Genomic DNA, 20,175 nt, shown 5'->3' on the forward strand with positions numbered 1-20,175 from the left:
GGCGGGCGTCCCGTTCGTTGGGCGTGGCGGTGCGAAACGCGGCCACGCATCGGCTGCTACTGGATGATCTGCTCTCGGATTGCCTTCGCCACCATCTGGGTGCGATTGACGACGTCGAGTTTCTTCAGGATCGTTGCGGTGTGTGAGTTCACCGTGTGCTCCGACACCGAAACGATGAGCGCAATCTCGCTTGCCGTCTTGCCATGCGAGATCCACTTGAGGATTTCGGTTTCGCGCGGCGTCAGTCCCATCCCGGCCTTGTTGGCAAGCGCGATGCGATAGAAATAGTCGAAGGCGGCGATCGCGTCATAGGCGAGCGCCACATGCTCGGCCCGGCCGATATCCTCCCCGTCTCCGAGAAAGAGCACGGCATAGCGCGCGCCGGTGGAAGCTGCGTGCACCGGTACGCTGACGAGCAGTTCGAAACCGAGCTGCACCAGCAGGTTCTGGCTGGCGTCGCAGCCGGGGTCGTCCGCCCGCCATACCGACGAGATCGCCGAGCGGTGCAGCGTCTTGTAAAACACGGAGTCGCCAAAGCGATGGCGCTTGTCGTATTCCTCCGCGAGCCCGGATGGCAGGTCGTGCAATACTAGGCGGGTGGACAGCATGCAGGCGTCGTTCTCGTTGCCGAGCTGCAGAATGCCGAAATGGCTGAAGCCGTAGCGCAATGCCATGGTATGAAAAATGCGGAAGAAATCGACGCGGTTGAGCGCCTTCTCTAGCTCGTCGCGAAGGTCGTATCGCCTGTGATTTTCCAGCAAAGCCGCCACGGACTGGCTATCCCCTTATCGTCGTGCGGCAGTTTATCCCGCGAGCCGCAGCGATCAATCGGCAAAGTGCTTTGCCGGTATTGCCGACAGGCAGGGTCATGCCCGTCCCTCGGCAAGCCCACCGAGCGACTGAAAGCTGTAAAAGGCGGCTGCCGGTCCCTCCCAAGGACGTCTGGGCACGTCGAATATCTCCCCCGAGTTTTGTATACATTTTATTGCACAATCCCGTTCGGGATTTCTACCATAGTATCTTGGGATTCGAAAACCTGTCGAGGCCGAATCGCGTGTTCGTGCGGCCAATGATCACGGCATTCTCGGTAGGGGTATTCACCCGGAACCAATGTGGCTTCCCCGGTGTGGCATCGCGCCGCCCAAGGGGCTGGCGGGGGAGGCTGCAGACCCTGTGGAAGCGGCCGGAACGTCGTGGATTTTAGGTGCCGCGGTGTACTGTTTTGTCAGGCGATTCTAAAACAGTGGACGAATATCCCGGCTCTACCTGCGGACGAATTTTTCGCATAGACAAATTTCTGCGGCGACTTATTGCAATGCGACGCCAAATGTCGTTCCATCCGGCCTTGACCGGGGGCAACGGCATTCCGCGTCAGGAAAACACGAGAACAAAAACAAATCTGGGAAGCAAAGCTCATGAAAAAGCTCACTACTCTGTTTGCAGCGACGGCGCTTGCCACGCTGATGGCCGGCTCCGCCTGGTCGAAGACGTTCGTTTATTGCTCGGAAGGTTCGCCAGAGGGTTTTGACCCGGGCCTGTACACCGCCGGCACGACCTTCGACGCGGCTGCGCACACGGTTTACAACCGCCTGCTCGAGTTCAAGAAGGGCACGACCGAAGTTGAGCCGGGCCTCGCCGAAAGCTGGACGATCTCCGACGACGGCCTGGTCTACACCTTCAAGCTGCGTCCGGGCGTCAAGTTCCAGACCACCGAATTCTTTACGCCGTCGCGTGATTTCACTGCCGACGACGTGGTGTTCTCCTACGAGCGCCAGCTGAAGGCTGACAATCCGTGGAACAAGTACATTGCTGGCGCTTCGTGGGAATACGCAGCCGGCATGGGCTTCCCGGAAGTCATCAAGTCGGTCGAGAAGGTCGACGACCTGACCGTCAAGTTCACCCTGACGCGCAAGGAAGCGCCGTTCCTCGCCAACATCGCGATGCCGTTTGCTTCGATCCTGTCGAAGGAATATGCCGACAAGCTGCAGGCTGACGGCAAGATGGAGCAGATGAACCAGATGCCGCTCGGCACCGGTCCGTTCGCTTTCGTCGCCTACCAGCAGGATGCCGTCATCCGCTACAAGGCAAACCCGGACTACTGGGGTGGCAAGCAGAAGATCGACGACCTCGTCTTCGCGATCACGTCTGACGCTTCGGTTCGCTTCCAGAAGCTCCAGGCTGGCGAATGCCACCTGATGCCGTTCCCGAATGCTGCCGACGTTTCGAAGATGAAGGCAGACCCGAACCTGAAGGTCATGGAACAGGCCGGCCTCAACGTCTCCTACCTCGCCTACAACACGACCCAGGCTCCGTTTGACAAGCCGGAAGTCCGCAAGGCGCTGAACAAGGCGATCAACAAGCAGGCGATCGTCGATGCCGTCTTCCAGGGTGCTGCCCAGCCGGCCGTCAACCCGATCCCGCCGACGATGTGGTCGTACAACGACAAGATCGAAGACGACACCTACGAGCCCGAAGTCGCCAAGAAGATGCTTGAAGACGCAGGCGTCAAGGACCTGTCGATGAAGCTCTGGGCAATGCCGGTTTCGCGTCCGTACATGCTGAACGCCCGTCGCGCAGCTGAACTGATGCAGTCGGACTTCGCCAAGATCGGCGTCAAGGTCGAGATCGTCTCCTACGAATGGGCCGAATACCTCGACAAGTCCAAGGCCAAGGATCGTGACGGTGCCGTCATCCTCGGCTGGACCGGCGACAACGGCGACCCGGACAACTTCCTCGACACGCTTCTCGGCTGCAACGCTGTCGGCGGCAACAACCGTGCACAGTGGTGCAACCAGGAATTCGATGCTCTCGTGAAGAAGGCGAAGGAAACCTCTGACCCCGCAGAGCGCACCAAGCTCTACGAAGAGGCGCAGGTCGTCTTCAAGCGCGAAGCGCCGTGGGCGACGATCGACCACTCGCTCTCGGTCGTGCCGATGCGCAAGAACGTCGAGGGCTTCGTTCAGAGCCCACTTGGTGATTTTGCCTTCGACGGCGTGGACATCACCGAGTAATTTAGTTAACTGATCCTTAAGGGGGCGTTTGCCAAGGGCAAGCGCCCCTCTTTGCATCCACTATAGCGACCCTGAGTTCCGGCTGGAGCGCAAAAGGTCGCTGTGGCATTTCGACTTGCTGTATGCTTGGCCGTTAAGTGGGAAAGCATGCGGTGGTGCCAGCGGCGGGATACAATGCCGCGGCAACATGGCGCGGGGTTTAACATGTTCCGATTTCTCTTGGGGCGATTGGCTGTCCTGATACCGACCTTCGTCGGCGTCTCCATCATCGCCTTCTCCTTCATCCGCCTGCTTCCGGGCGATCCGGTTGCGCTGCTTTCGGGCGAGCGCGTCATGTCGCCGGAGCGACATGCGGAAATTTCACACGCACTCGGCTTCGACCGGCCGATCGTGGTGCAATACCTCGATTATCTCTGGGGCGTGCTCCAGGGTGATTTCGGCACCTCGATCGTTACCAAGAAGCCGGTCATCGATCAGTTCTTCGAACTGTTCCCGGCAACCGTCGAGCTTTCGCTCTGCGCGATCCTGTTTGCGGTCATTCTCGGCATTCCGGCTGGCGTGATTGCTGCGATCAAGCGCGGCTCGGCCGTCGACCAGGCGATGATGGGCACGGCACTCGTCGGCTTCTCCATGCCGATCTTCTGGTGGGGGCTGCTGCTCATCATGCTCGTTTCCGGCATGCTGCAGTGGACGCCGGTCTCCGGCCGCATCTCGCTGATGTACTTCTTCCCGCCGGTAACCGGATTCATGCTGATCGACTCGCTCCTGTCCGGTCAGGCCGGCGCGTTCAAGTCGGCCGTCAGCCACCTGATCCTGCCGACGATCGTGCTTGGAACCATTCCGCTTGCGGTCATCGCGCGCCAGACGCGCTCGGCGATGCTTGAAGTTCTCTCCGAAGACTACGTGCGCACGGCACGGGCCAAGGGCCTTTCGACCTTCCGGGTCGTCGGCGTCCATGCGCTGCGCAATGCGATGATCCCGGTGGTCACCACCATCGGCCTGCAGGTGGGCGTCATGCTCGCCGGTGCGATCCTGACGGAAACGATCTTCTCCTGGCCGGGCATCGGCAAGTGGATGGTGGATTCGGTGTCGCGTCGCGACTACGCCGTCATCCAGGGCGGCCTGCTCGTCATCGCCGCGGTGATCATGCTGGTCAACCTCATCGTCGACCTGCTCTACGGTCTCATCAATCCACGCATCCGGCACTAAGGAGGGCGTCATGTCTCAAGCTGCTGCAACAAGCACCGTTTCGACCGATCCGTCCCGCCGGGCGCGATTGGCCGAGTTCTGGTATTACTTCTCCGAGAACCGCGGCGCCGTGATCGGTCTCGTGTTCTTCGTGTTCCTCGTTCTGCTCGCGGTCTTCGCACCGTGGGTCGCACCGCACGATCCGGTGGCACAGTACCGCGATGCGGTGTTGGTACCGCCGGTATGGCAGGAGGGCGGCCGCGCCGGCTTCCTGCTCGGCACCGACGCCGTCGGCCGCGACATGCTGTCCCGGCTGATCTACGGCACGCGCTTCTCGCTGTTCGTCGGTGTCATCGTCACGACCCTGTCGCTCGTCGGCGGTATCGCGCTTGGCGTCATCGCCGGCTACTTCCGTGGTTGGGTCGATACCGTCATCATGCGCGTGATGGACATCATCCTGGCCTTCCCGTCGCTGCTGCTCGCCCTCGTGCTGGTCGCCGTCCTCGGCCCGGGCCTCGTCAACGCCATGATCGCCATCGCGCTCGTCTTCCAGCCGCACTTCGTGCGCCTGACGCGTGCTGCCGTCATGAGCGAAAAGACCCGTGACTATGTCGTTGCCGCCAAGGTGGCCGGCGCCGGTCATGGCCGTCTGATGTTCAAGACGATCCTGCCGAACTGCATGGCGCCGCTGATCGTCCAGGCGACGCTCTCCTTCTCGAGCGCGATCCTTGACGCTGCGGCCCTCGGCTTCCTCGGCATGGGCGCACAGCCTCCGACACCGGAATGGGGCACGATGCTCGCCGAAGCCCGCGAGTTCATCAGCAGCCACTGGTGGGTGGTGACCCTTCCGGGTATCGCGATCCTGATCACGGTGCTGGCGATCAACCTTATGGGTGACGGCCTGCGCGATGCGCTCGATCCCAAGCTGAAGAGGTCCTGATCATGGCGCTTCTCGAAATCGAAAACCTGGTCGTCGAATTCCAGACGGCCTCCGGTCCCTTCCGCGCCGTTAACGGCGTGTCGATGAAGGTCCATGAAGGCGAAGTGCTTGCGATCGTTGGCGAGTCCGGCTCGGGCAAGTCCGTGTCGATGCTGGCCGCGATGGGGCTTCTGCCCTGGACGGCGAAAGTGACCGCCGACAAGCTCACCTTCAACGGCCGCGACCTGCTCGGCATGTCGGCAAACGAACGGCGCAAGATCGTCGGCAAGGATATTGCCATGATCTTCCAGGAGCCGATCGCCAGCCTCAACCCGTGCTTCACCGTCGGCTTCCAGATCGAGGAAGTGCTGCGCATCCACATGGGCCTCGACAAGGCCGGTCGCCGCAAGCGCGCAATCGAACTGTTCGAGGCGGTCGGCATTCCCGATCCGGCCGAGCGGCTCGGCCACTATCCGCACCAGATGTCGGGCGGCCAGTGCCAGCGCGTGATGATCGCGATCGCGATCGCCTGCAACCCGAAGCTCCTGATCGCCGACGAGCCGACCACCGCGCTCGACGTGACGATCCAGAAGCAGATCCTGGACCTCCTGATGAGGCTGCAGGCCGAGCACAAGATGGGCCTGATCATGATCACGCACAACATGGGCGTGGTCGCCGAGACTGCCGACCGGGTGGTCGTGCAGTACAAGGGCCGCAAGATGGAAGAGGCCGACGTTCTGACGCTCTTCGAAAACCCGAAGAGCAACTACACGCGCGCACTTCTGGCGGCGCTGCCTGACAACGCGACCGGCGATCGTCTGCCGACGATTTCCGAACTCTTCGTCGACGAAGGAGCGGCCCAATGAGCGTGATCCTCGAAGCGCGCAATCTGGTGCGCGACTACCATATCCCCGGCGGCCTCATCAAAAAGGCAAAGACGGTTCATGCGCTGAAAGGCGTGAGCTTTTCCGTCGAACAGGGCAAGACGCTGGCGATCGTTGGCGAAAGCGGCTGCGGCAAGTCCACGCTGGGCCGCATCCTCACCCTGATCGACCCGGCGACCTCCGGCGAACTGCTGATCGAGGGCAAGAAGATCGATATTTCCAAAGGCGACATGACGCCGGAGATGCGCCGCAAGGTGCAGATCGTCTTCCAGAACCCCTATGGCTCGCTCAACCCGCGCCAGAAGATCGGCGACATCCTGATGGAACCGCTGGTCATCAACACCGACACGCCGGCCGACGAACGTCGCGACCGGGCGATGACGATGCTGAAGAAGGTCGGCCTCACCGAGCTGCACTTCAACCGCTATCCGCACATGTTTTCGGGCGGCCAGCGCCAGCGTATCGCCATTGCGCGCGCGTTGATGCTGAACCCGAAGCTGCTGGTGCTCGACGAGCCGGTGTCGGCGCTCGACCTGTCGGTCCAGGCACAGGTGCTGAACCTGCTCGCCGACCTTCAGGACGAACTGAAGCTCACCTACGTCTTCATCAGCCACGACCTCTCTGTCGTGCGCTATATCGCTGACGATGTCATGGTGATGTATTTCGGCGAAGCGGTCGAATACGGCAGCCGCGACGAGGTCTTTGCCGACCCGAAGCACAGCTACACCAAGACGCTGTTTGCAGCGACGCCGCGTGCGGATGTCGAGAGCATCAAGGCGCGCCTTGCCAAGAAGAAGCAGGCGGCCTGATCCGCCGCTGCTGATTTTTGCTGAAGAAACAAGAGAAGCCGGGCAGCCAATGCCCGGCTTCTTTGACTTGGGGGCTTGATGGTGTAGAGGTGTCGCGCCGCCTTCACTTCTCGCCTCTTGGCGGCGGGCAGCCGCTTTTTGGCCGGACCGATCGTTCGGCCCAACCTCAGGAACACGTTCATGGAAATCAAGCGTTTCGAAACCGGCCCCCGTATGAGCCAGGCCGTGGTCTACAACAACACCGTCTACCTCGCCGGCCAGGTCGGCAACGCCGGTGACGATGTCGTGACGCAGACCAAGCAGGCGCTTGCCGAAGTCGACCGTCTTCTGGCGCTCGCCGGCACCGACAAGACTCGCATCCTCTCGGCCACCATCTGGCTCGCCGACATGGCAGACTTCCCGAAGATGAACTCGGTCTGGGACGCCTGGGCACCGCAGGGCCACACCCCGGCTCGCGCCACCGGCGAAGCCAAGCTCGCGACCCCGGAATACCTCGTCGAAGTCATCGTCGTCGCCGCTGCCGCCTAAGGCCTGCGCTACGGGATTTCCCGTCTTCTTATTCCTGCGCCGCCGGACTGCCGTCCGGCGGCGTTTTTCGTTCCCATTTCAGTTCCCTTGCGCGGAACCAAACGGCGCACCGGCACGTTAAGTGTCCAATCCGAAGAAGCAGGCCAAAACCGGCCGCCACGATTGGGAGGACTGTCTATGCTTTACTGGCTGCCCCGTGTCTGTGTCCTTCTCCTGGCGGGCGTCATGATCGGTTTCGGTCTTCTTCCCTACACCGCCGCAGGTGTCGCCCATACCTTGCTCGTCATCATCCTTGGGCTTGGCCTATTGTCGCTGACCCTGCATGTCTTCCCGCCGGAACACCATTGACCGTGCAAGACCATTCACGCGATGTGCCGCAAGCCGGGCCGGAGCAAAAGGCAGGGCGGCCTGATCTGTTGACCGGAAACGCGAACGAACCGCGCGCGGCCCTGATTGAAGGACGGCGAGGCATGATCGCGAATACGCTGCGTCGGGCGGGTGCCGCCCAGCAGCGCAAGCGTGCGCGGTGGATCGTCGAGGAAGAGGCTGCTGTGGCGACGGCGGCGCCATCGACAGCCCCGCGGCGCGACGGCATCGATCTGATGGTCGCCTGGAGCATCATTGGCCTCTTCGCCATTGCCGCATGCGCGGGCATCTACGCCATGGAAACGATCCTCCTGCCGATCACGCTCGCAATCGTCGTCGGCGTCGTGCTCGGCCGGACGGCCGACGGACTGGCGCGTTATGGCCTGCCGCCGATTTTCGGAGGGTTGCTGCTGGCGATCATTTTCGTCACCGGCCTCTCGTGGCTCGTCAATGCCCTCCTGGGTCCGTTGACGGCGCTCGCCTCGGAGGCGCCGAAGCTTGCCGAAAGCGTGGTGGCGCGGGTGATGCCGTTCATTGACCGGTTCGAGTGGCTGCGTCTGGCCGTCGCGCGCAGCGTCGGCAACGATGCGATTGCCGATACCGTCATGAAGAATGCCGGCCCGATGCTTGCCGCCACCGCCGCCGGGCTGACACCCGCTTTGGTGCAGACACTGATCTTCCTGGCAGCACTCGGCCTGTTTCTGCTCGGACGGTTGCAACTGCGCAAGGCGGTCATCCTTGCCTTTGCCAGCCGTGAGCGGCGGCTTAGCGCCATTCGCATCATGAACGGCATCGAGGATGCGTTGGCGCGATACTTCTCGATCGCCAGCGTCATCTATTTCTCGCTCGGCCTCGTGACGACGGTGATCGCTTTTGTCGGGGGTCTGGGCATGGCGCCGCTGTGGGGCCTGTTCGCTTTCGTCTCCAGCTTCATTCCCTATCTCGGCGTGACGGCGATGACGTTGAGCCTGCTGGTGGCGGGGCTGATGACGCACGAGGTGCTGTGGCTGGCATTGGCGCCGGCGGTGGCCTTCTTCGTCGTTCACCTTGCGATGGAAAACCTTGCCATTCCGGCCATCCTCGGCAACGAGCTCGAGGTGAACCCGTTCTTGATCTTCCTGGCGATCGTGTTCTGGACCTGGATGTGGGGGGCGGTCGGCGCCATGCTGGCGCTGCCGCTCTCTCTCATCGTCCTCGCCATCGTCGAGGAAATCAGCGACCAGCCGCCTGAACGTCAGCTGCCCGGATAAGGGGATGTGTTGCCCGGCCTAACGCCGGGCAGAGCGTGCGTGCTCGTCGAAGAACAGCGCCTGGCTGATCAGTGCCTTCACCATGTCCGGATTGAACGGCTTGGTCACGAGAAAGGCTGGCTCCGGCCGCTTGCCGGTCAGCAGCCGCTCGGGGAAGGCGGTGATGAAGATCACCGGCACAGCGGCCTGCGTGAGGATCTCGTTGACGGCGTCGATGCCCGAGCTGCCATCGGCAAGCTGGATATCGGCCAGAACCATCTTCGGAGAGGTCTTGCGGTAGAGATCGAGCGCCTCGCCGTGGGTGCGGGCGATCCCGGTGACGCGGTGGCCGAGGCTGGTCACCATATCCTCGATATCGAGCGCGATCAGCGGCTCGTCCTCGATGATCAGGACGTCCGTTGCGACCTGGTGCGAAATGTCCTCCGAGGCGACTGTCAGCAGCTTCGAAAACTCGGCCTGGCTGAGGTTCATGACCTCGGCCGCATCGGCGATGGAGAAACCCTCGACCGATACGAGCAGAAACGCCTGGCGCGGCGCCGGCGCGATCAGCGAGAGATTGGCGGCCGCCTGTTTTTCCCATGCGAACGGTGAGGCATTTTCGCTGCGGTCGATCGAGATCTTTTCGAACTGCGAGCAGAACAGCTTGTAGAGGCTGATCCGGTCGTTCGAGGCTTCCGGAAAGAGGCTGATATCCTCGATCAGGGCTTCGAGAACGGCGGCCACATAGCCGTCGCCTGCGGCCTGCGAGCCTGTGACGGCCCGCGCGTAACGGCGCAGAAAGGGCAGGTGGGGCGCAATCCGGGTCGAAAGTGACATCAACGACTTCCTTACGTGCAATGCGATTCGTTTGATTTCTGAGGATAGGGGGTATGGGGCGGAATAGATGGATGTTTTGAACACGTTTTTCGGCTTAGAGCAAATGGGGGACGTGTTCGAAACGGTGTGCCGGCGATTTCGCAAGGGCAGCAAAAGCCGTGAAGGACTAAGCGGTGGTGGGACGCAGCATGGATGAAGAAACCGGAAAGCACGGCGGCGTAGGCCAACAGCGCGGAGGCACTGCCGAAACGCTCGAAATCGGCGGCTCGATCGGCACCAGCTTGAAGGCGCTCTATCGGTCGCTGGAGCAGGAGCCCGTTCCGGAACTCTTTCTCAATCTTCTTGAAAAACTCGATGAAGCGGAGGCTGCGGCCAAAGTCCCGTCGAAGGGTGGGGTTCCGCTTTGAGGGGGAAGAAACGGGCGGCTGCCCGTTTCTTTATGAGATGCGCCGATCAGCAGGCGGCTTCGTAGCGGCGGCCGTAGCGGTCGCGATAGATGCAGCGGCCCGGTTCGTTGGCGTTGCCGATGAGCGCGCCGGCGACGCCGCCGATGGCCGCGCCCACGGCCGCACCCCTGACATTGCCCGTCGCCGCACCGCCGACGATGGCACCGCCGGTTGCGCCGATCGCTGCGCCCTTTTCTGTCTGCGTGCATGCCGCGAGGGGGAGGATCAGGCTTGCTACGATAAGTATCTTCTTCATGACGCGTTCCTATCCGAGGGTTGCTTTGTTGAACTGAGAATCAATTTTCGGTGAAATCGATTTGCCCGCGACTGGTGACGAACAGAATGACGACAATGAGGCATAGCCCGTACCCGATGCCGCGCCGTCCTGATCGACTTTTGATGTTACCTTTCGGCGCTCGCAATGAGCGAGCCGCTTGTGGTGTGTCCTTGCCTCGCCAGTATATCCTCCGTCGCTCGGCCGCGGTCGCAGCGCTTGTTATCGTTGCGAAAACGAGACCGGGGCATTTTTGTTCCATTGTTGGGGTGGCCGACGGTCGATGTCCGTCCCGGTTGTGGGCCGTGGTCGCCCGCTGAACGCTGTGGGCGAATGACGCCTCCCGACCTCTCTGGGCCGCTCAAACGCGCAGCTGACGCCAAGGTTCCAGGAAATATTTCGCGCCCATTCGCGGAACCGCAGATCGCATATTTCCGTTTGCTGTTGGAGTTTGACGCAAGGGAGCATGCGAATGGAACACATTGCCGCCATCATGGTCCTGGTCGGCTGCATGCAGACGACAGAGGCCTGCCGCGAAGTGCCGGCGCCCACCGTGGCTTTCGAGACCGTAGACGAATGCCGCGAACTGCTTTCACCTGCGATCGAGGCGACATCGACGAGCTTCAAGCACGCCTACGGCGCCTGCGCGGAAGTCGATCCGGCGCTGTTCGTAGAAGATGCGACCATCGAGTGGCAGGTGAAGGCGCCTGGCCGTCTGCAGGTCGAGGTCAAGGTCGATGACGGCAGCTATGCCGTTGCCGCGCGAAGCGAAAGCGGCGCCAAGGCTCGCAACTGATTTCACCGGTAGCTCTTGGGCAATTGCGCTAGGGCGACTGCATCAACCGAAAGGATCGGAAATGAACTGGGACATTGTTGAAGGCAAATGGCACGAGTTGAAGGGTAAGGCTCAGTCGCAGTGGGGTAAGCTCACCAACGACGACCTCGATATCATCGATGGCCGCAGGGAAGAACTCGCCGGGCGGATCCAGGCGCGATACGGCGTTGCACGTGACGAGGCGGAGCGGCAGATCGACGACTGGATGTCGCGCCGCTAGGCGGTTCGCGGCAAGCAGTCAGTCTTGCTTCCCCGGAAGAACGACGCCAAGACAAAAGCCGCGCGACACCTGTCGCGCGGCTTTTTGTTTGTCATGCGCATCGCGCTTATTTCTTCTTTGCCTTGGCCTCTCGCCTGCGAAGTTCTTCAAGCAGAGACTGAAGCTTGGCGCTTTGTTCTTCGCCGTCCGTGTACAGGTCGCGCATCGTCTTTCCGATGTGAAGATTTCTATCGGAGAGATGCGTCCGCTCCCGTCCGGCTTCGGTCGCCGTTTTCCAGATATGTGCTGTCGGCATCTTCATTTCGACCCTGCGTTCCATGGATGAAGAACGTCAGAGTATTGCGAAGGTTCCGGGCATTTCCGGTGCAAACCGTGCCGATTTGGGACTCTTTCGTCTTTCATCGTAAACAGAATATTAATGTCGAGTGACGCCACGGAATTCCGCGCGCCGATTTTGATCGAGAACTGGAACAAATTGAAAGCTATCGCGTTTGCATTGCAGTGATTTAGGCAAGGAGAATTGCTATGTTATACTACGCGCTTGTCTTCCTCGTTGTGGCAATCATAGCGGGTGTACTTGGGTTTGGGGGTATTGCCGGCACGTCCGCGGGCATCGCGCAGATCCTCTTCTTCCTTTTCCTGGTCTTTCTGGTGATTTCGCTCGTTGCCGGCCTGGTGCGCCGCGGCTGAGCGGCCTTATTTGAGTTGTTAGGCATAAACAGGAAACGGGCGGCGTCAGAGCCGCCCTCGATGTGTTTGGTGGCCGAATCGTCTTGCTTGCCCTTGCTGGCCCGCTTGGCTATTGATGCCCCAATTGTCGTTTTCGCCCCGGGGTATCGAACATCATGAAATCGCTGGAACTGCTCGTCGAGCGGATCATCCTGTCCAGCCGCTGGCTTCTCGTCATCTTCTACCTTGGCCTGGTCGCGGCACTTGCCCTCTACGGCATCTCGTTCGCCTTCAAGCTGCTGAAGATCGCCAGCATGGTCTTCGTCTATGACGATGCGCAGATGATTCTGGCGATGCTCGGCCTGATCGATGCAGCGCTCGTGGCCAGCCTGATCGTGATGGTGATGATTTCCGGTTACGAGAACTTCGTCAGCCGCTTCGACGAAGGCGATGCGGAGGTCTCCTTCCTCGGCAAGCTCGATTCCGGCAGCCTGAAGATCAAGGTTGCGTCGTCGATCGTGGCCATTTCCTCGATCCACCTGCTGCAGATCTTCTTAAACGCGCAGCAATATTCGAGCGAGCAGTTGATGTGGGCGACGATCATACATCTGGCCTTTGTCGTCTCGGCCGTACTACTCGGCTATCTCGAGCAAATCATGAATGCGCTGAAGAAGAAGTGATATTGGTGCCGCGGCTTCACGCAAAGCCGCGGTTCGTCTTGATCGAGCAACGGGGCAGCCTGAGATGAAGACTGACGTAGTGGTTCTGGGCGCCGGCATCGTCGGCATTTCCACCGCCATCCATCTCGCCCGCCGCGGCAAGTCGGTGGTGCTGCTCGATCGTCGTGGCCCCGGCGAGGAAACCTCCTACGGCAACGCCGGCCTGATCCAGCGCGAAGGCGTCTTTCCATACGGCTTCCCGCATGATTTCGGCGCGCTCTTCCGCTACGCGCTCAACAACACCATCGACGCCCATTACCATTTCCGCGCCCTTCCGGGCCTTGTGCCGTTCCTCGCCCGCTACTGGTGGCATTCCGGCTTTACCCAGCACCGGCGCATCGCCCAGCTCTATGCGCCGCTGATCGAGCATTCGATCACCGAACATCAGGATCTGATCGAGGCGTCCGGCGCCGGCGACCTCATCCGTAAGGACGGCTGGATGAAAGTGTTCCGCACCGAGAAGGAACGCGACGCCGCGTACAAGGAAGCGGAAAAGCTCTCGGCGGGCTTCGGCGTCAACCACCAGAAGCTTTCGACGAGCGAGTTGAAGACGCTGGAGCCGTCGATCAAGGCCGATCTCGTCGGCGGTCTGCGCTGGAGCGATCCCTGGTCGATCCGCGATCCGCACAGCCTCAACAAGGCCTATCTCGCCTACTTCCAGTCCCTGGGCGGACGGCTGATTTCCGGCGATGCGGCGACGACCGAACACGTACTCGAAGGTCCCGGTTGGCGCGTCGCCACCCCGGAAGGGCCGCTGGAAGCCCGCGAAGTCGTCGTGGCGCTCGGCCCCTGGGCCGATACGGTTACCCGCAAGCTCGGCTATCATTTCCCGCTTGCGGTCAAACGCGGTTACCACATGCACTACGGCATGCAGGACGGCGCGCAGCTCAACAACTGGGTGCTCGATGCCGAAAAGGGCTACTTCCTGGCGCCGATGCTGCGCGGCATCCGTTTGACGACGGGTGCGGAATTTGCCTGGCGCGATGCGCCCAAGACGCCGGTGCAGCTGACGCGGGCCGAGCGGGTGGCGCGCGAATTCTTCCCGCTTGCCGAACGTCGCGACGAAGAACCTTGGATGGGCGCGCGTCCCTGCACGCCGGATATGATGCCGCTTATCGGCAAGGCGCCGCGTCACGAGGGCCTGTGGTTTGCCTTCGGCCATGCCCATCACGGCATGACGCTTGGGCCGGTCACCGGTCGGGCGCTGGCGGAAGCCATGACCGGCGAAAAGACGGTCATCGACATCGCGCCCTACCGGCCGGAGCGTTTCCTGGCCTGACACGGTCCGAAACCATAGCATCACGAAGTAGGAAAAGGCCGGACGCTGCGTTTCCGGCCTTGTTCCTTGCCTGGTCAGGCGTTGGTGCCGCCGTCGATGGTGAATTCGGCGCCCGTTACGCTCCGGCCGTCAGGCCCCGCCAGCCAGGCGACGACGCCTGCTACGTCGCTCGCCTCATTGAAACGCGGGATCGCCATCAGTCCGCGCTGCGGGCCGGCATGTTCGCCGTTGGCCGGGTTCATGTCCGTGTCGGTGGAGCCAGGATGGACGATGTTGACGGTGATGCCCTTCGGCCCGAGATCGCGCGCCACCGCTTTGGTGAAGCCAATCAGCGCGCTCTTGCTCAGCACATAAAGGCTCATGCCCGGCCATGGGACGCGGGCGGCGAGGTTGCTGCCGATGGTGATGACGCGCCCGCCATCCGGCATGTGCGCCGCTGCAGCGCGCGTGGCGAGAAACACCGCCTTCACATTGACGTCGATCGTCCGGTCGAAATCCTGCTCAGTCACCTCGTCCACCGTTCCGGCATCGAAGATGCCGGCATTGTTGACGAGGATATCGATGCGACCGTGTTTTTCCGCGACCGTCTTGACGGCGGCTTCAACCGCGCCCGGATCGCGGTTGTCCGCCTGGATCGCCAGTGCGCTGCCGCCATCCCCCGTGATCTCCGCCACGAGCGCCTCGGCCTTTTCTTTCGACTGGCTGTAGGTCACCGCCACCGTTGCGCCGTCGCTTGCCAGGCGCCTTGCGATCGCTGCACCGATGCCGCGGCTGCCGCCCGTCACCAGGGCCACCTTGTCTTTCAAACTCGTCACTGGTTTCTCCAAATCTGTAGTGATCGATACATATAAGGGGAAACGACTTGCCATCCGCTGTCAAGCGATTTATGTATTGATCGATACAAAAAGGATCAGCCGAGATGAGCCGCGGGCGGCCACGCAATTTTTCGAGGGACGAGGCGCTTGCAAGCGCCATGCAGCTCTTCTGGGACAAGGGCTATGACAATACCTCGCTGTCGGATCTGACTCGGGCCATGGGATTGAACCCGCCGAGCCTCTACGCTGCCTTCGGCAGCAAGGCGCAGCTCTTCATCGAGGCCGTGGACCTTTACGGCCGCACCGACGGTGCCGGCATCTGGGATGAACTGGAGACGGTTCCGACCGCAAAGGCGGCGGTGCACGACCTGTTGAGACGCACGGCCGAGAATTTTACACAGCGTGGCGAGCCGAGAGGCTGCATGGTGGTTCTGTCGGCACCGCAGATGGCGGGTGGGGATGCGGAGGTCTGTGACGCACTGAAGCTGCGTCGGCTGGAGAAGCAGATGGCTCTGGAGCAGCGTTTCGAGCGCGCAGTCGAGGAAGGCGAACTGCCTGTGGGTGTCGACTGCGCCGCGATTGCCGCCTACGTCGCCTCGCTGCAGCACGGCATGTCGATCCAGGCGCGCGACGGCGCCACGCGGGAAACCCTGGTCGCGATCGCCGACTGCGCCGCAGGCGGCTGGGACGCGATGATTTCCGCAAACATCCGGCCGGACTGACGAACGACGTTTAACGGACACACCCGATCCGTCATTCGGCCTGATGATTTTTGTTCTGGTGAACGACGACGCGAGGGCCGGAGATCAAAAGCCTCCGGCCCACCAGTTTGCGCGTGCTCCGTCCTGCTTACGGCGCCGGCTGCGTCATTTCGGGTGTCGTGCCAGGGGTCGAGTTCGGGCTAGCGCCCTGTGTTCCCTGCTGCGGCGTTGCTTCCGGGGCCGGCTGGGTCGTCGTTCCACCGGCGGGAGCCGTGCCCGTATCGGCCGGCGGTGTGGCCTGGCCCGTCGTTCCGGTTGCCGGCTGGTCGGTGGTCGCCGGTGGCGCTGCCGTGTTGGCGGTGTCGCGGCTCAGTTCGGCCGGCAGCCAGGCGATCAACGCCAGCACCAGGCCGGCGAGCAGGATGATGATGATTGGCCAGCTGCTGCGTCTGGGGGGCTCGACAGGTACGTCGCTGAGGTGCGTTTGCGCAGTGGGTTGGGGCAGCGGCTGCCCGGTCACGGGGTCGATGACCGGCTTTTCCTTGAACTCTTCGTGCTGGTTCATTGCGTTGATCCTTTCTTGATCTCCTCGTGGCCTCGGCCGGCTGCTCCTGAACCTTCCCGGGGCAGCGGTGGGCGCCGGATTTCGTGCGCTCGCGACACAGAGCGGCGGGGCGCGCTCGGATCGGCGCGCCGTAGGCGGGGCGCGCTCGGATCGGCGCGCCGTAACCGTAAACGCGTGAAAATTTGCAATGTTCCGACCGCTACAACCCAAGGGACGTTCGATCGTCGTCGCCCGCTTTACAGCGGAGGTTTCCGCTGCATGATGGTAGCGCTCACGGGAGGGTAGAACGGCATGGCGGATCCGGTATTTCAAAATGGCACCTTTGTCGGTCGCGCCTGGCGAGCCGATGTCGGCGGCCCGTCGGTAGTTGTGATCCGTTACGGCGCGCTCTTCGACGTCACCTCGAAGGCAGCGCCCACCATGCGCGACATTCTCGAACACCCGGATCCCGTTGCGCACGTCCGCTCCACCCAGGGCGAGCGGCTTGTCGCGCTCGAGGATTGCCTCGCACAGAAGGCGGATCCATCCGCCCTGCATCTCCTTGCGCCCTGCGATCTGCAGGCGGTGAAGGCCTGTGGTGTCACCTTCGCGCGCTCGATGATCGAGCGCGTCATCGAGGAGCGGGCGGCGGGCGATGCCTCGCGCGCCGAAGCGATCCGCGCCCGCGTCACAACCGTCATCGGCGACAGCCTGCGAAACCTGAAGCCCGGTTCGCCGGAGGCGGCCCGCGTCAAGGCAGCCCTCATCGAAGAGGGCATCTGGTCGCAGTATCTGGAGGTCGGCATCGGTCCGGATGCGGAGGTGTTCACCAAGGCGCAAGCGCTCTCGGCGGTCGGCCCGGGCGCCGATGTCGGCCTGCACCCGGCCTCACGCTGGAACAATCCGGAGCCGGAGATCGTGCTCGCGGTTTCCTCGAGCGGTCAGGTGAGGGGTGCCACCCTCGGCAACGACGTCAACCTGCGCGACATCGAGGGGCGCTCGGCGCTGCTTCTCGGCAAGGCCAAGGACAACAACGCCTCATGCGCCGTCGGTCCCTTTATCCGCCTCTTCGATGAAACCTACGGGATCGACGATGTCCGCAAGGCCGAACTGACGCTCCTGGTCGAAGGCGAAGACGGCTACCGCCTGACCGGCCGCAGTTCGATGGCCGAAATCAGCCGCGACCCGCTCGACCTCGTCGCTCAGACGATTGGCCCGCACCACCAGTATCCTGATGGCCTGATGCTGTTCATGGGCACCCTCTTTGCGCCCGTCGAAGACCGCGACGAGCCCGGCCAGGGCTTCACCCACAAGCTCGGCGACGTGGTGACGATCGCCAATGCCGAGCTCGGCCATCTCACCAATACGGTGAGGTTGTCGACGCAGTGCGCGCCATGGACCTTCGGATCCGCGGCTCTGATGCGCAATCTCGCGGGCAGGGGGCTGCTGTAGGGCAAACGTCTTCCCGTCTTCGCGACGGCGACTACGTCATGTCCCGCATGACCCAGAGCGACCGACCCGCATGCGCGATGTCGGGGACGGCTCGAAGGCGCGCATCGTCCTTGAGCCGCACGGCCTCTGTCATATCCATGGAAAAAACCTGCCCGTCCGTCTCGTTGGCGTTTGGGGTAATCCACCAGCTTCGACCCTCCTGGCACAGTCCGGCTTCCGGATGTTCCTGGAAGTACTCGATCGCATAGGAGGCGTCCGCTTTCCTGTTGATATCGAGCATCGGCTTTTCTCCGCCTGATCCTTCGTCGTGATCGCAATGATTATGCGCCGATTCATTTAATGCGTCAGCAGCGCGTGCCTTGACCTAGGGAAATTTGACGGGATTACCTTCTCTTATCCCATCTGCATGCTTTTCTACGTGTATACTACCGTCAGTACCCGTAATGTGAACATATCCTGACATCGTACCGTCGAATTGCTCCGCAAGAAATATTATTGTTGTCTTGGCGGACGCGGAAATGTTCTCAATGACAGTACCATCCTTCTTCTTGCAGAGCGGTTTTCCGCCATCGACGTAATCTCTTATTGATACGTTTGTTAGGTTTTTCGTGAACTCCACGGTCGCTTCAAACATAGGGCTTCTCCTTTCACAGGCAAAGGCGAATGCGACTAGTCGCGAGAAAGGCGACCGTTGCGGTGTGCCATGGATTGCGTGATGGCATACGAGGTCGGTGATCTTTTGCCGGGTAGGTTCGCGTCTAGAATGAGGGTCTTTGCGTCGTCAAAGTTGACAGCGACTTCGAGTAGATCGGTCGAAGCTCGTATCCGCCACATCTGATAGGAGGGATCCGATTCTTTCGCACCCGGCAAAGCATCAAAGCCGCAGCCAACAGCTGGCTCGCCTGCGGGGCCTGTGACGATGAAAATACGATTTGCGTCGAACCTGTAGCAATGACCTTCGAAGGCATAACCATAGGCCAACACAACCGAGTATTTCTGTTTGGTTTGCGCGTCGCCCGCCCTGAATAGCTGAACTCGCAATTCGGCATTGGAGCCCTGACTCATATCGAAGCTGCCATAGTCTTCTGTGGCATTCAGTTTCACGCCGTATAGTATGATCGCTTCTGCGTGGTATGGGCCTGATTTGGCAGGTGCAGGTACGCTCACATCGGTCATCACAATTCCCTCCGTTTCACCAAAGAATTTCACGCCACCGCATGCAGTCTTCGAATTGTTCGACATAGGCTCGACCACGCCCCCGATCGGCTGCCGTCAAAAAGGCTTCCGCTGCCGCTTCGAAGGTGACGTCGTCGGGTTCCAGAAACCGCCAGGAGCGAACGACGCTCTCGCCGACGATGTCCCGTGCCTCTTCTAGGGCAGCCTTGCTGGCAAAGTGCTTCAGCTCGTAGTCCGCCCTTGACGGACGCAGTGTCGCTTCGATGAGCTCTGGCGCCAGTTGCTGGCGCAGGTTGCCGAACTGGCGAGGATCGAGGTCGGAAAGTCCGCGCTCGAAGAGCAGTGTCTGATAGACCTCGACCAAGCAGTCGAAGAGCCCTCCGGCAAATGGCTTGGAATGATCGTGCACTTCATGGCTGACGTCGCCCGCGCGCAGCGAATTATTGAAGGTGCGGATCTGCCTTTCGTCGCTGAGCTCGGCGAAGCGATCGAGTTCGTTGTTGATCAAAAGGTTGCCTCCGGTGCGGCGCAGGATGCGATCCGCGGCTGTATCGAAATGCAGCAAGCCGAGCAGCGATGCGAAGTCGGCGACCGCCTCGTGATAGGCAAAAAACTCGCTGCCGGCGCCGTCGCCCTCAAGCAGGCCCAGTTCGCTGAGAAGGATCAGGTGGCCCATCTCATGGGCGACGGAATCGAAATTGAGCGCGAATCGCGATGTTACCCTCTCGGGTTCGCTTTCCCCGAATTCCACAAAGCCGAAGCCCGATTGTGCGTTGTCCCAGTCGGCAATGTGCGGAATGATCTCCAGCCGGCTCAGGGTCGGTTCGAAGAACCATCTGATTTCGCGCCCGACATAGCCCTCGAAGATATCCAGCACGCGCCGTGCGCAGGCAAAGCTGTGTGTCGCCAGAAAGGCAGGCGAGTCCGGCGTGATGTAATCGAAATGTCCGTCAGCGTCCGGTTCCACCGGCGGGCAGAGTGCGCCGGCATAGGGCGGCAGGATAGGGTAGGCATAGGGCCTCTTGGTTTCGAGCGGATCGGCGACATACATGCGCCGGTCGGACGGGCCGGCCGTAATCCCGCCTGCCGAAGGGGCGAGCCAGACCACCTCGGGTTTCTCGTAACCTGGAATGTATGGGGGTTGCGGAAAGACAAGAAAGCGCGTTCCGAGACGCGGTGAAGCGGCTCTGCCCGGGTCGGCGTCGGACGTGTGAGCGGCGGCATCCATGTTGGCCTCTCTCGCGGTTTCAATATCACCTGTGATTGTAAAATTC

At 61.5% G+C, this 20,175-nt stretch carries 26 protein-coding genes; 16 read left to right on the forward strand and 10 right to left on the reverse strand.

From position 1 onward, the window contains the following. Positions 1 to 56 precede the first annotated feature (56 nt). Complete coding sequence (locus tag IB279_RS03710; RefSeq protein ID WP_051659566.1) at positions 57 to 770, reverse strand: helix-turn-helix transcriptional regulator; 714 nt, start codon at positions 768 to 770, stop codon at positions 57 to 59. A gap of 645 nt (positions 771 to 1,415) precedes the next feature. Between IB279_RS03710 and IB279_RS03715 the strand changes: the two genes are divergently transcribed. The 8 genes from IB279_RS03715 (at position 1,416) to IB279_RS03750 (ending at position 8,955) form a co-directional block, all read left to right on the forward strand. Continuing rightward, positions 1,416 to 3,011 carry an ABC transporter substrate-binding protein gene (locus IB279_RS03715; protein ID WP_034800843.1) on the forward strand — a complete coding sequence of 532 codons (1,596 nt, stop codon included), beginning with the start codon at positions 1,416 to 1,418 and terminating at the stop codon, positions 3,009 to 3,011. 204 nt (positions 3,012 to 3,215) lie between these two features. Further along, entirely contained in the window at positions 3,216 to 4,220 is a 1,005-nt protein-coding gene (locus IB279_RS03720; RefSeq protein ID WP_034800844.1) for an ABC transporter permease subunit, read from the forward strand. A 10-nt stretch (positions 4,221 to 4,230) separates the two neighbouring features. Continuing rightward, positions 4,231 to 5,139 carry an ABC transporter permease subunit gene (locus IB279_RS03725; RefSeq protein WP_034800846.1) on the forward strand — a complete coding sequence of 303 codons (909 nt, stop codon included), beginning with the start codon at positions 4,231 to 4,233 and terminating at the stop codon, positions 5,137 to 5,139. 2 nt (positions 5,140 to 5,141) lie between these two features. After that, positions 5,142 to 5,984: an ABC transporter ATP-binding protein gene (locus IB279_RS03730; protein WP_082566271.1), complete on the forward strand. Its 843-nt coding sequence runs from the start codon at positions 5,142 to 5,144 to the stop codon at positions 5,982 to 5,984. After that, complete coding sequence (locus IB279_RS03735; RefSeq protein WP_034800847.1) at positions 5,981 to 6,811, forward strand: ABC transporter ATP-binding protein; 831 nt, start codon at positions 5,981 to 5,983, stop codon at positions 6,809 to 6,811. Before IB279_RS03730 ends, IB279_RS03735 begins: the two co-directional genes overlap by 4 nt. A gap of 180 nt (positions 6,812 to 6,991) precedes the next feature. After that, positions 6,992 to 7,339 carry a RidA family protein gene (locus IB279_RS03740; protein WP_060516475.1) on the forward strand — a complete coding sequence of 116 codons (348 nt, stop codon included), beginning with the start codon at positions 6,992 to 6,994 and terminating at the stop codon, positions 7,337 to 7,339. 177 nt (positions 7,340 to 7,516) lie between these two features. Continuing rightward, a complete protein-coding gene (locus IB279_RS03745) occupies positions 7,517 to 7,687 on the forward strand; it encodes a hypothetical protein (RefSeq protein ID WP_089044705.1) in 171 nt (56 codons plus the stop codon). 137 nt (positions 7,688 to 7,824) lie between these two features. Beyond that, a complete protein-coding gene (locus tag IB279_RS03750) occupies positions 7,825 to 8,955 on the forward strand; it encodes an AI-2E family transporter (RefSeq protein ID WP_370689547.1) in 1,131 nt (376 codons plus the stop codon). Positions 8,956 to 8,973: 18 nt separating this feature from the next. On the opposite strand, the gene IB279_RS03755 is transcribed toward IB279_RS03750, so the two are convergent. Continuing rightward, positions 8,974 to 9,771, reverse strand: a complete 798-nt coding sequence (locus IB279_RS03755) for a response regulator (protein WP_034800852.1) — start codon at positions 9,769 to 9,771, stop codon at positions 8,974 to 8,976. Between the two features lie 188 nt (positions 9,772 to 9,959). On the opposite strand from IB279_RS03755, the gene IB279_RS03760 reads away from it, so the two are divergent. Further along, on the forward strand, positions 9,960 to 10,178 hold the full coding sequence (locus IB279_RS03760; protein ID WP_060584014.1) for a NepR family anti-sigma factor: 219 nt from the start codon (positions 9,960 to 9,962) through the stop codon (positions 10,176 to 10,178). A 46-nt stretch (positions 10,179 to 10,224) separates the two neighbouring features. Here IB279_RS03760 and IB279_RS03765 read toward each other — a convergent pair whose 3' ends face one another. Continuing rightward, positions 10,225 to 10,473, reverse strand: a complete 249-nt coding sequence (locus IB279_RS03765) for a glycine zipper domain-containing protein (RefSeq protein WP_034800856.1) — start codon at positions 10,471 to 10,473, stop codon at positions 10,225 to 10,227. Positions 10,474 to 10,963: 490 nt separating this feature from the next. Between IB279_RS03765 and IB279_RS03770 the strand changes: the two genes are divergently transcribed. Continuing rightward, on the forward strand, positions 10,964 to 11,287 hold the full coding sequence (locus IB279_RS03770; protein ID WP_034800858.1) for a hypothetical protein: 324 nt from the start codon (positions 10,964 to 10,966) through the stop codon (positions 11,285 to 11,287). 61 nt (positions 11,288 to 11,348) lie between these two features. After that, positions 11,349 to 11,546 carry a CsbD family protein gene (locus IB279_RS03775; RefSeq protein ID WP_090294925.1) on the forward strand — a complete coding sequence of 66 codons (198 nt, stop codon included), beginning with the start codon at positions 11,349 to 11,351 and terminating at the stop codon, positions 11,544 to 11,546. Between the two features lie 106 nt (positions 11,547 to 11,652). Here the strand turns inward: IB279_RS03775 and IB279_RS03780 are convergent, their stop codons facing one another. Continuing rightward, complete coding sequence (locus IB279_RS03780) at positions 11,653 to 11,847, reverse strand: hypothetical protein (protein ID WP_060584342.1); 195 nt, start codon at positions 11,845 to 11,847, stop codon at positions 11,653 to 11,655. Between the two features lie 224 nt (positions 11,848 to 12,071). Between IB279_RS03780 and IB279_RS03785 the strand changes: the two genes are divergently transcribed. The 3 genes from IB279_RS03785 (at position 12,072) to IB279_RS03795 (ending at position 14,213) form a co-directional block, all read left to right on the forward strand. Next, positions 12,072 to 12,236: a DUF1328 domain-containing protein gene (locus IB279_RS03785; protein WP_034800864.1), complete on the forward strand. Its 165-nt coding sequence runs from the start codon at positions 12,072 to 12,074 to the stop codon at positions 12,234 to 12,236. 155 nt (positions 12,237 to 12,391) lie between these two features. Beyond that, on the forward strand, positions 12,392 to 12,895 hold the full coding sequence (locus IB279_RS03790) for a TIGR00645 family protein (protein WP_082566270.1): 504 nt from the start codon (positions 12,392 to 12,394) through the stop codon (positions 12,893 to 12,895). Between the two features lie 64 nt (positions 12,896 to 12,959). Next, the gene (locus IB279_RS03795) at positions 12,960 to 14,213 is read left to right on the forward strand and encodes an FAD-binding oxidoreductase (RefSeq protein ID WP_034800866.1); all 1,254 of its coding nucleotides are present in this window, start codon (positions 12,960 to 12,962) and stop codon (positions 14,211 to 14,213) included. 74 nt (positions 14,214 to 14,287) lie between these two features. Here IB279_RS03795 and IB279_RS03800 read toward each other — a convergent pair whose 3' ends face one another. After that, on the reverse strand, positions 14,288 to 15,082 hold the full coding sequence (locus tag IB279_RS03800) for a 3-oxoacyl-ACP reductase family protein (protein WP_113189575.1): 795 nt from the start codon (positions 15,080 to 15,082) through the stop codon (positions 14,288 to 14,290). 50 nt (positions 15,083 to 15,132) lie between these two features. On the opposite strand from IB279_RS03800, the gene IB279_RS03805 reads away from it, so the two are divergent. After that, positions 15,133 to 15,750, forward strand: a complete 618-nt coding sequence (locus tag IB279_RS03805) for a TetR/AcrR family transcriptional regulator (protein ID WP_113189574.1) — start codon at positions 15,133 to 15,135, stop codon at positions 15,748 to 15,750. Positions 15,751 to 15,877: 127 nt separating this feature from the next. Here the strand turns inward: IB279_RS03805 and IB279_RS03810 are convergent, their stop codons facing one another. Next, on the reverse strand, positions 15,878 to 16,294 hold the full coding sequence (locus tag IB279_RS03810) for a hypothetical protein (protein ID WP_210338196.1): 417 nt from the start codon (positions 16,292 to 16,294) through the stop codon (positions 15,878 to 15,880). A 291-nt stretch (positions 16,295 to 16,585) separates the two neighbouring features. Here IB279_RS03810 and IB279_RS03815 point away from each other — a divergent pair, with 291 nt between their 5' ends. Further along, positions 16,586 to 17,725: a fumarylacetoacetate hydrolase family protein gene (locus IB279_RS03815; protein WP_113189573.1), complete on the forward strand. Its 1,140-nt coding sequence runs from the start codon at positions 16,586 to 16,588 to the stop codon at positions 17,723 to 17,725. A gap of 31 nt (positions 17,726 to 17,756) precedes the next feature. Here the strand turns inward: IB279_RS03815 and IB279_RS03820 are convergent, their stop codons facing one another. The 4 genes from IB279_RS03820 to IB279_RS03835 form a co-directional block, all read right to left on the reverse strand. Next, a complete protein-coding gene (locus IB279_RS03820) occupies positions 17,757 to 18,005 on the reverse strand; it encodes a hypothetical protein (protein WP_090294915.1) in 249 nt (82 codons plus the stop codon). An 84-nt stretch (positions 18,006 to 18,089) separates the two neighbouring features. Next, on the reverse strand, positions 18,090 to 18,359 hold the full coding sequence (locus tag IB279_RS03825; RefSeq protein WP_112770520.1) for a hypothetical protein: 270 nt from the start codon (positions 18,357 to 18,359) through the stop codon (positions 18,090 to 18,092). 35 nt (positions 18,360 to 18,394) lie between these two features. Next, on the reverse strand, positions 18,395 to 18,901 hold the full coding sequence (locus IB279_RS03830; RefSeq protein WP_090294913.1) for a hypothetical protein: 507 nt from the start codon (positions 18,899 to 18,901) through the stop codon (positions 18,395 to 18,397). A 16-nt stretch (positions 18,902 to 18,917) separates the two neighbouring features. Then, positions 18,918 to 20,129 carry a hypothetical protein gene (locus IB279_RS03835; RefSeq protein WP_113189572.1) on the reverse strand — a complete coding sequence of 404 codons (1,212 nt, stop codon included), beginning with the start codon at positions 20,127 to 20,129 and terminating at the stop codon, positions 18,918 to 18,920. Positions 20,130 to 20,175: the final 46 nt, after the last annotated feature.

Source organism: Ensifer sp. ENS06 (assembly GCF_014852205.1).
In the GTDB taxonomy this organism is placed as follows: Bacteria; Pseudomonadota; Alphaproteobacteria; order Rhizobiales; family Rhizobiaceae; genus Ensifer; species Ensifer adhaerens.

Coding starts and splice junctions, on each gene's coding strand:
- IB279_RS03715 (WP_034800843.1), top strand. CDS start 1,416: ATGAAAAAGCTCACTACTCTGTTTGCAGCGACGGCGCTTGCCACGCTG.
- IB279_RS03775 (WP_090294925.1), top strand. CDS start 11,349: ATGAACTGGGACATTGTTGAAGGCAAATGGCACGAGTTGAAGGGTAAG.
- IB279_RS03805 (WP_113189574.1), top strand. CDS start 15,133: ATGAGCCGCGGGCGGCCACGCAATTTTTCGAGGGACGAGGCGCTTGCA.
- IB279_RS03835 (WP_113189572.1), bottom strand. CDS start 20,129: ATGGATGCCGCCGCTCACACGTCCGACGCCGACCCGGGCAGAGCCGCT.
- IB279_RS03800 (WP_113189575.1), bottom strand. CDS start 15,082: ATGGCAAGTCGTTTCCCCTTATATGTATCGATCACTACAGATTTGGAG.
- IB279_RS03825 (WP_112770520.1), bottom strand. CDS start 18,359: ATGTTTGAAGCGACCGTGGAGTTCACGAAAAACCTAACAAACGTATCA.
- IB279_RS03725 (WP_034800846.1), top strand. CDS start 4,231: ATGTCTCAAGCTGCTGCAACAAGCACCGTTTCGACCGATCCGTCCCGC.
- IB279_RS03720 (WP_034800844.1), top strand. CDS start 3,216: ATGTTCCGATTTCTCTTGGGGCGATTGGCTGTCCTGATACCGACCTTC.
- IB279_RS03820 (WP_090294915.1), bottom strand. CDS start 18,005: ATGCTCGATATCAACAGGAAAGCGGACGCCTCCTATGCGATCGAGTAC.
- IB279_RS03785 (WP_034800864.1), top strand. CDS start 12,072: ATGTTATACTACGCGCTTGTCTTCCTCGTTGTGGCAATCATAGCGGGT.
- IB279_RS03770 (WP_034800858.1), top strand. CDS start 10,964: ATGGAACACATTGCCGCCATCATGGTCCTGGTCGGCTGCATGCAGACG.
- IB279_RS03730 (WP_082566271.1), top strand. CDS start 5,142: ATGGCGCTTCTCGAAATCGAAAACCTGGTCGTCGAATTCCAGACGGCC.
- IB279_RS03795 (WP_034800866.1), top strand. CDS start 12,960: ATGAAGACTGACGTAGTGGTTCTGGGCGCCGGCATCGTCGGCATTTCC.
- IB279_RS03815 (WP_113189573.1), top strand. CDS start 16,586: ATGGCGGATCCGGTATTTCAAAATGGCACCTTTGTCGGTCGCGCCTGG.
- IB279_RS03760 (WP_060584014.1), top strand. CDS start 9,960: ATGGATGAAGAAACCGGAAAGCACGGCGGCGTAGGCCAACAGCGCGGA.
- IB279_RS03755 (WP_034800852.1), bottom strand. CDS start 9,771: ATGTCACTTTCGACCCGGATTGCGCCCCACCTGCCCTTTCTGCGCCGT.
- IB279_RS03745 (WP_089044705.1), top strand. CDS start 7,517: ATGCTTTACTGGCTGCCCCGTGTCTGTGTCCTTCTCCTGGCGGGCGTC.
- IB279_RS03735 (WP_034800847.1), top strand. CDS start 5,981: ATGAGCGTGATCCTCGAAGCGCGCAATCTGGTGCGCGACTACCATATC.
- IB279_RS03780 (WP_060584342.1), bottom strand. CDS start 11,847: ATGAAGATGCCGACAGCACATATCTGGAAAACGGCGACCGAAGCCGGA.
- IB279_RS03830 (WP_090294913.1), bottom strand. CDS start 18,901: ATGACCGATGTGAGCGTACCTGCACCTGCCAAATCAGGCCCATACCAC.
- IB279_RS03740 (WP_060516475.1), top strand. CDS start 6,992: ATGGAAATCAAGCGTTTCGAAACCGGCCCCCGTATGAGCCAGGCCGTG.
- IB279_RS03765 (WP_034800856.1), bottom strand. CDS start 10,473: ATGAAGAAGATACTTATCGTAGCAAGCCTGATCCTCCCCCTCGCGGCA.
- IB279_RS03810 (WP_210338196.1), bottom strand. CDS start 16,294: ATGAACCAGCACGAAGAGTTCAAGGAAAAGCCGGTCATCGACCCCGTG.
- IB279_RS03790 (WP_082566270.1), top strand. CDS start 12,392: ATGAAATCGCTGGAACTGCTCGTCGAGCGGATCATCCTGTCCAGCCGC.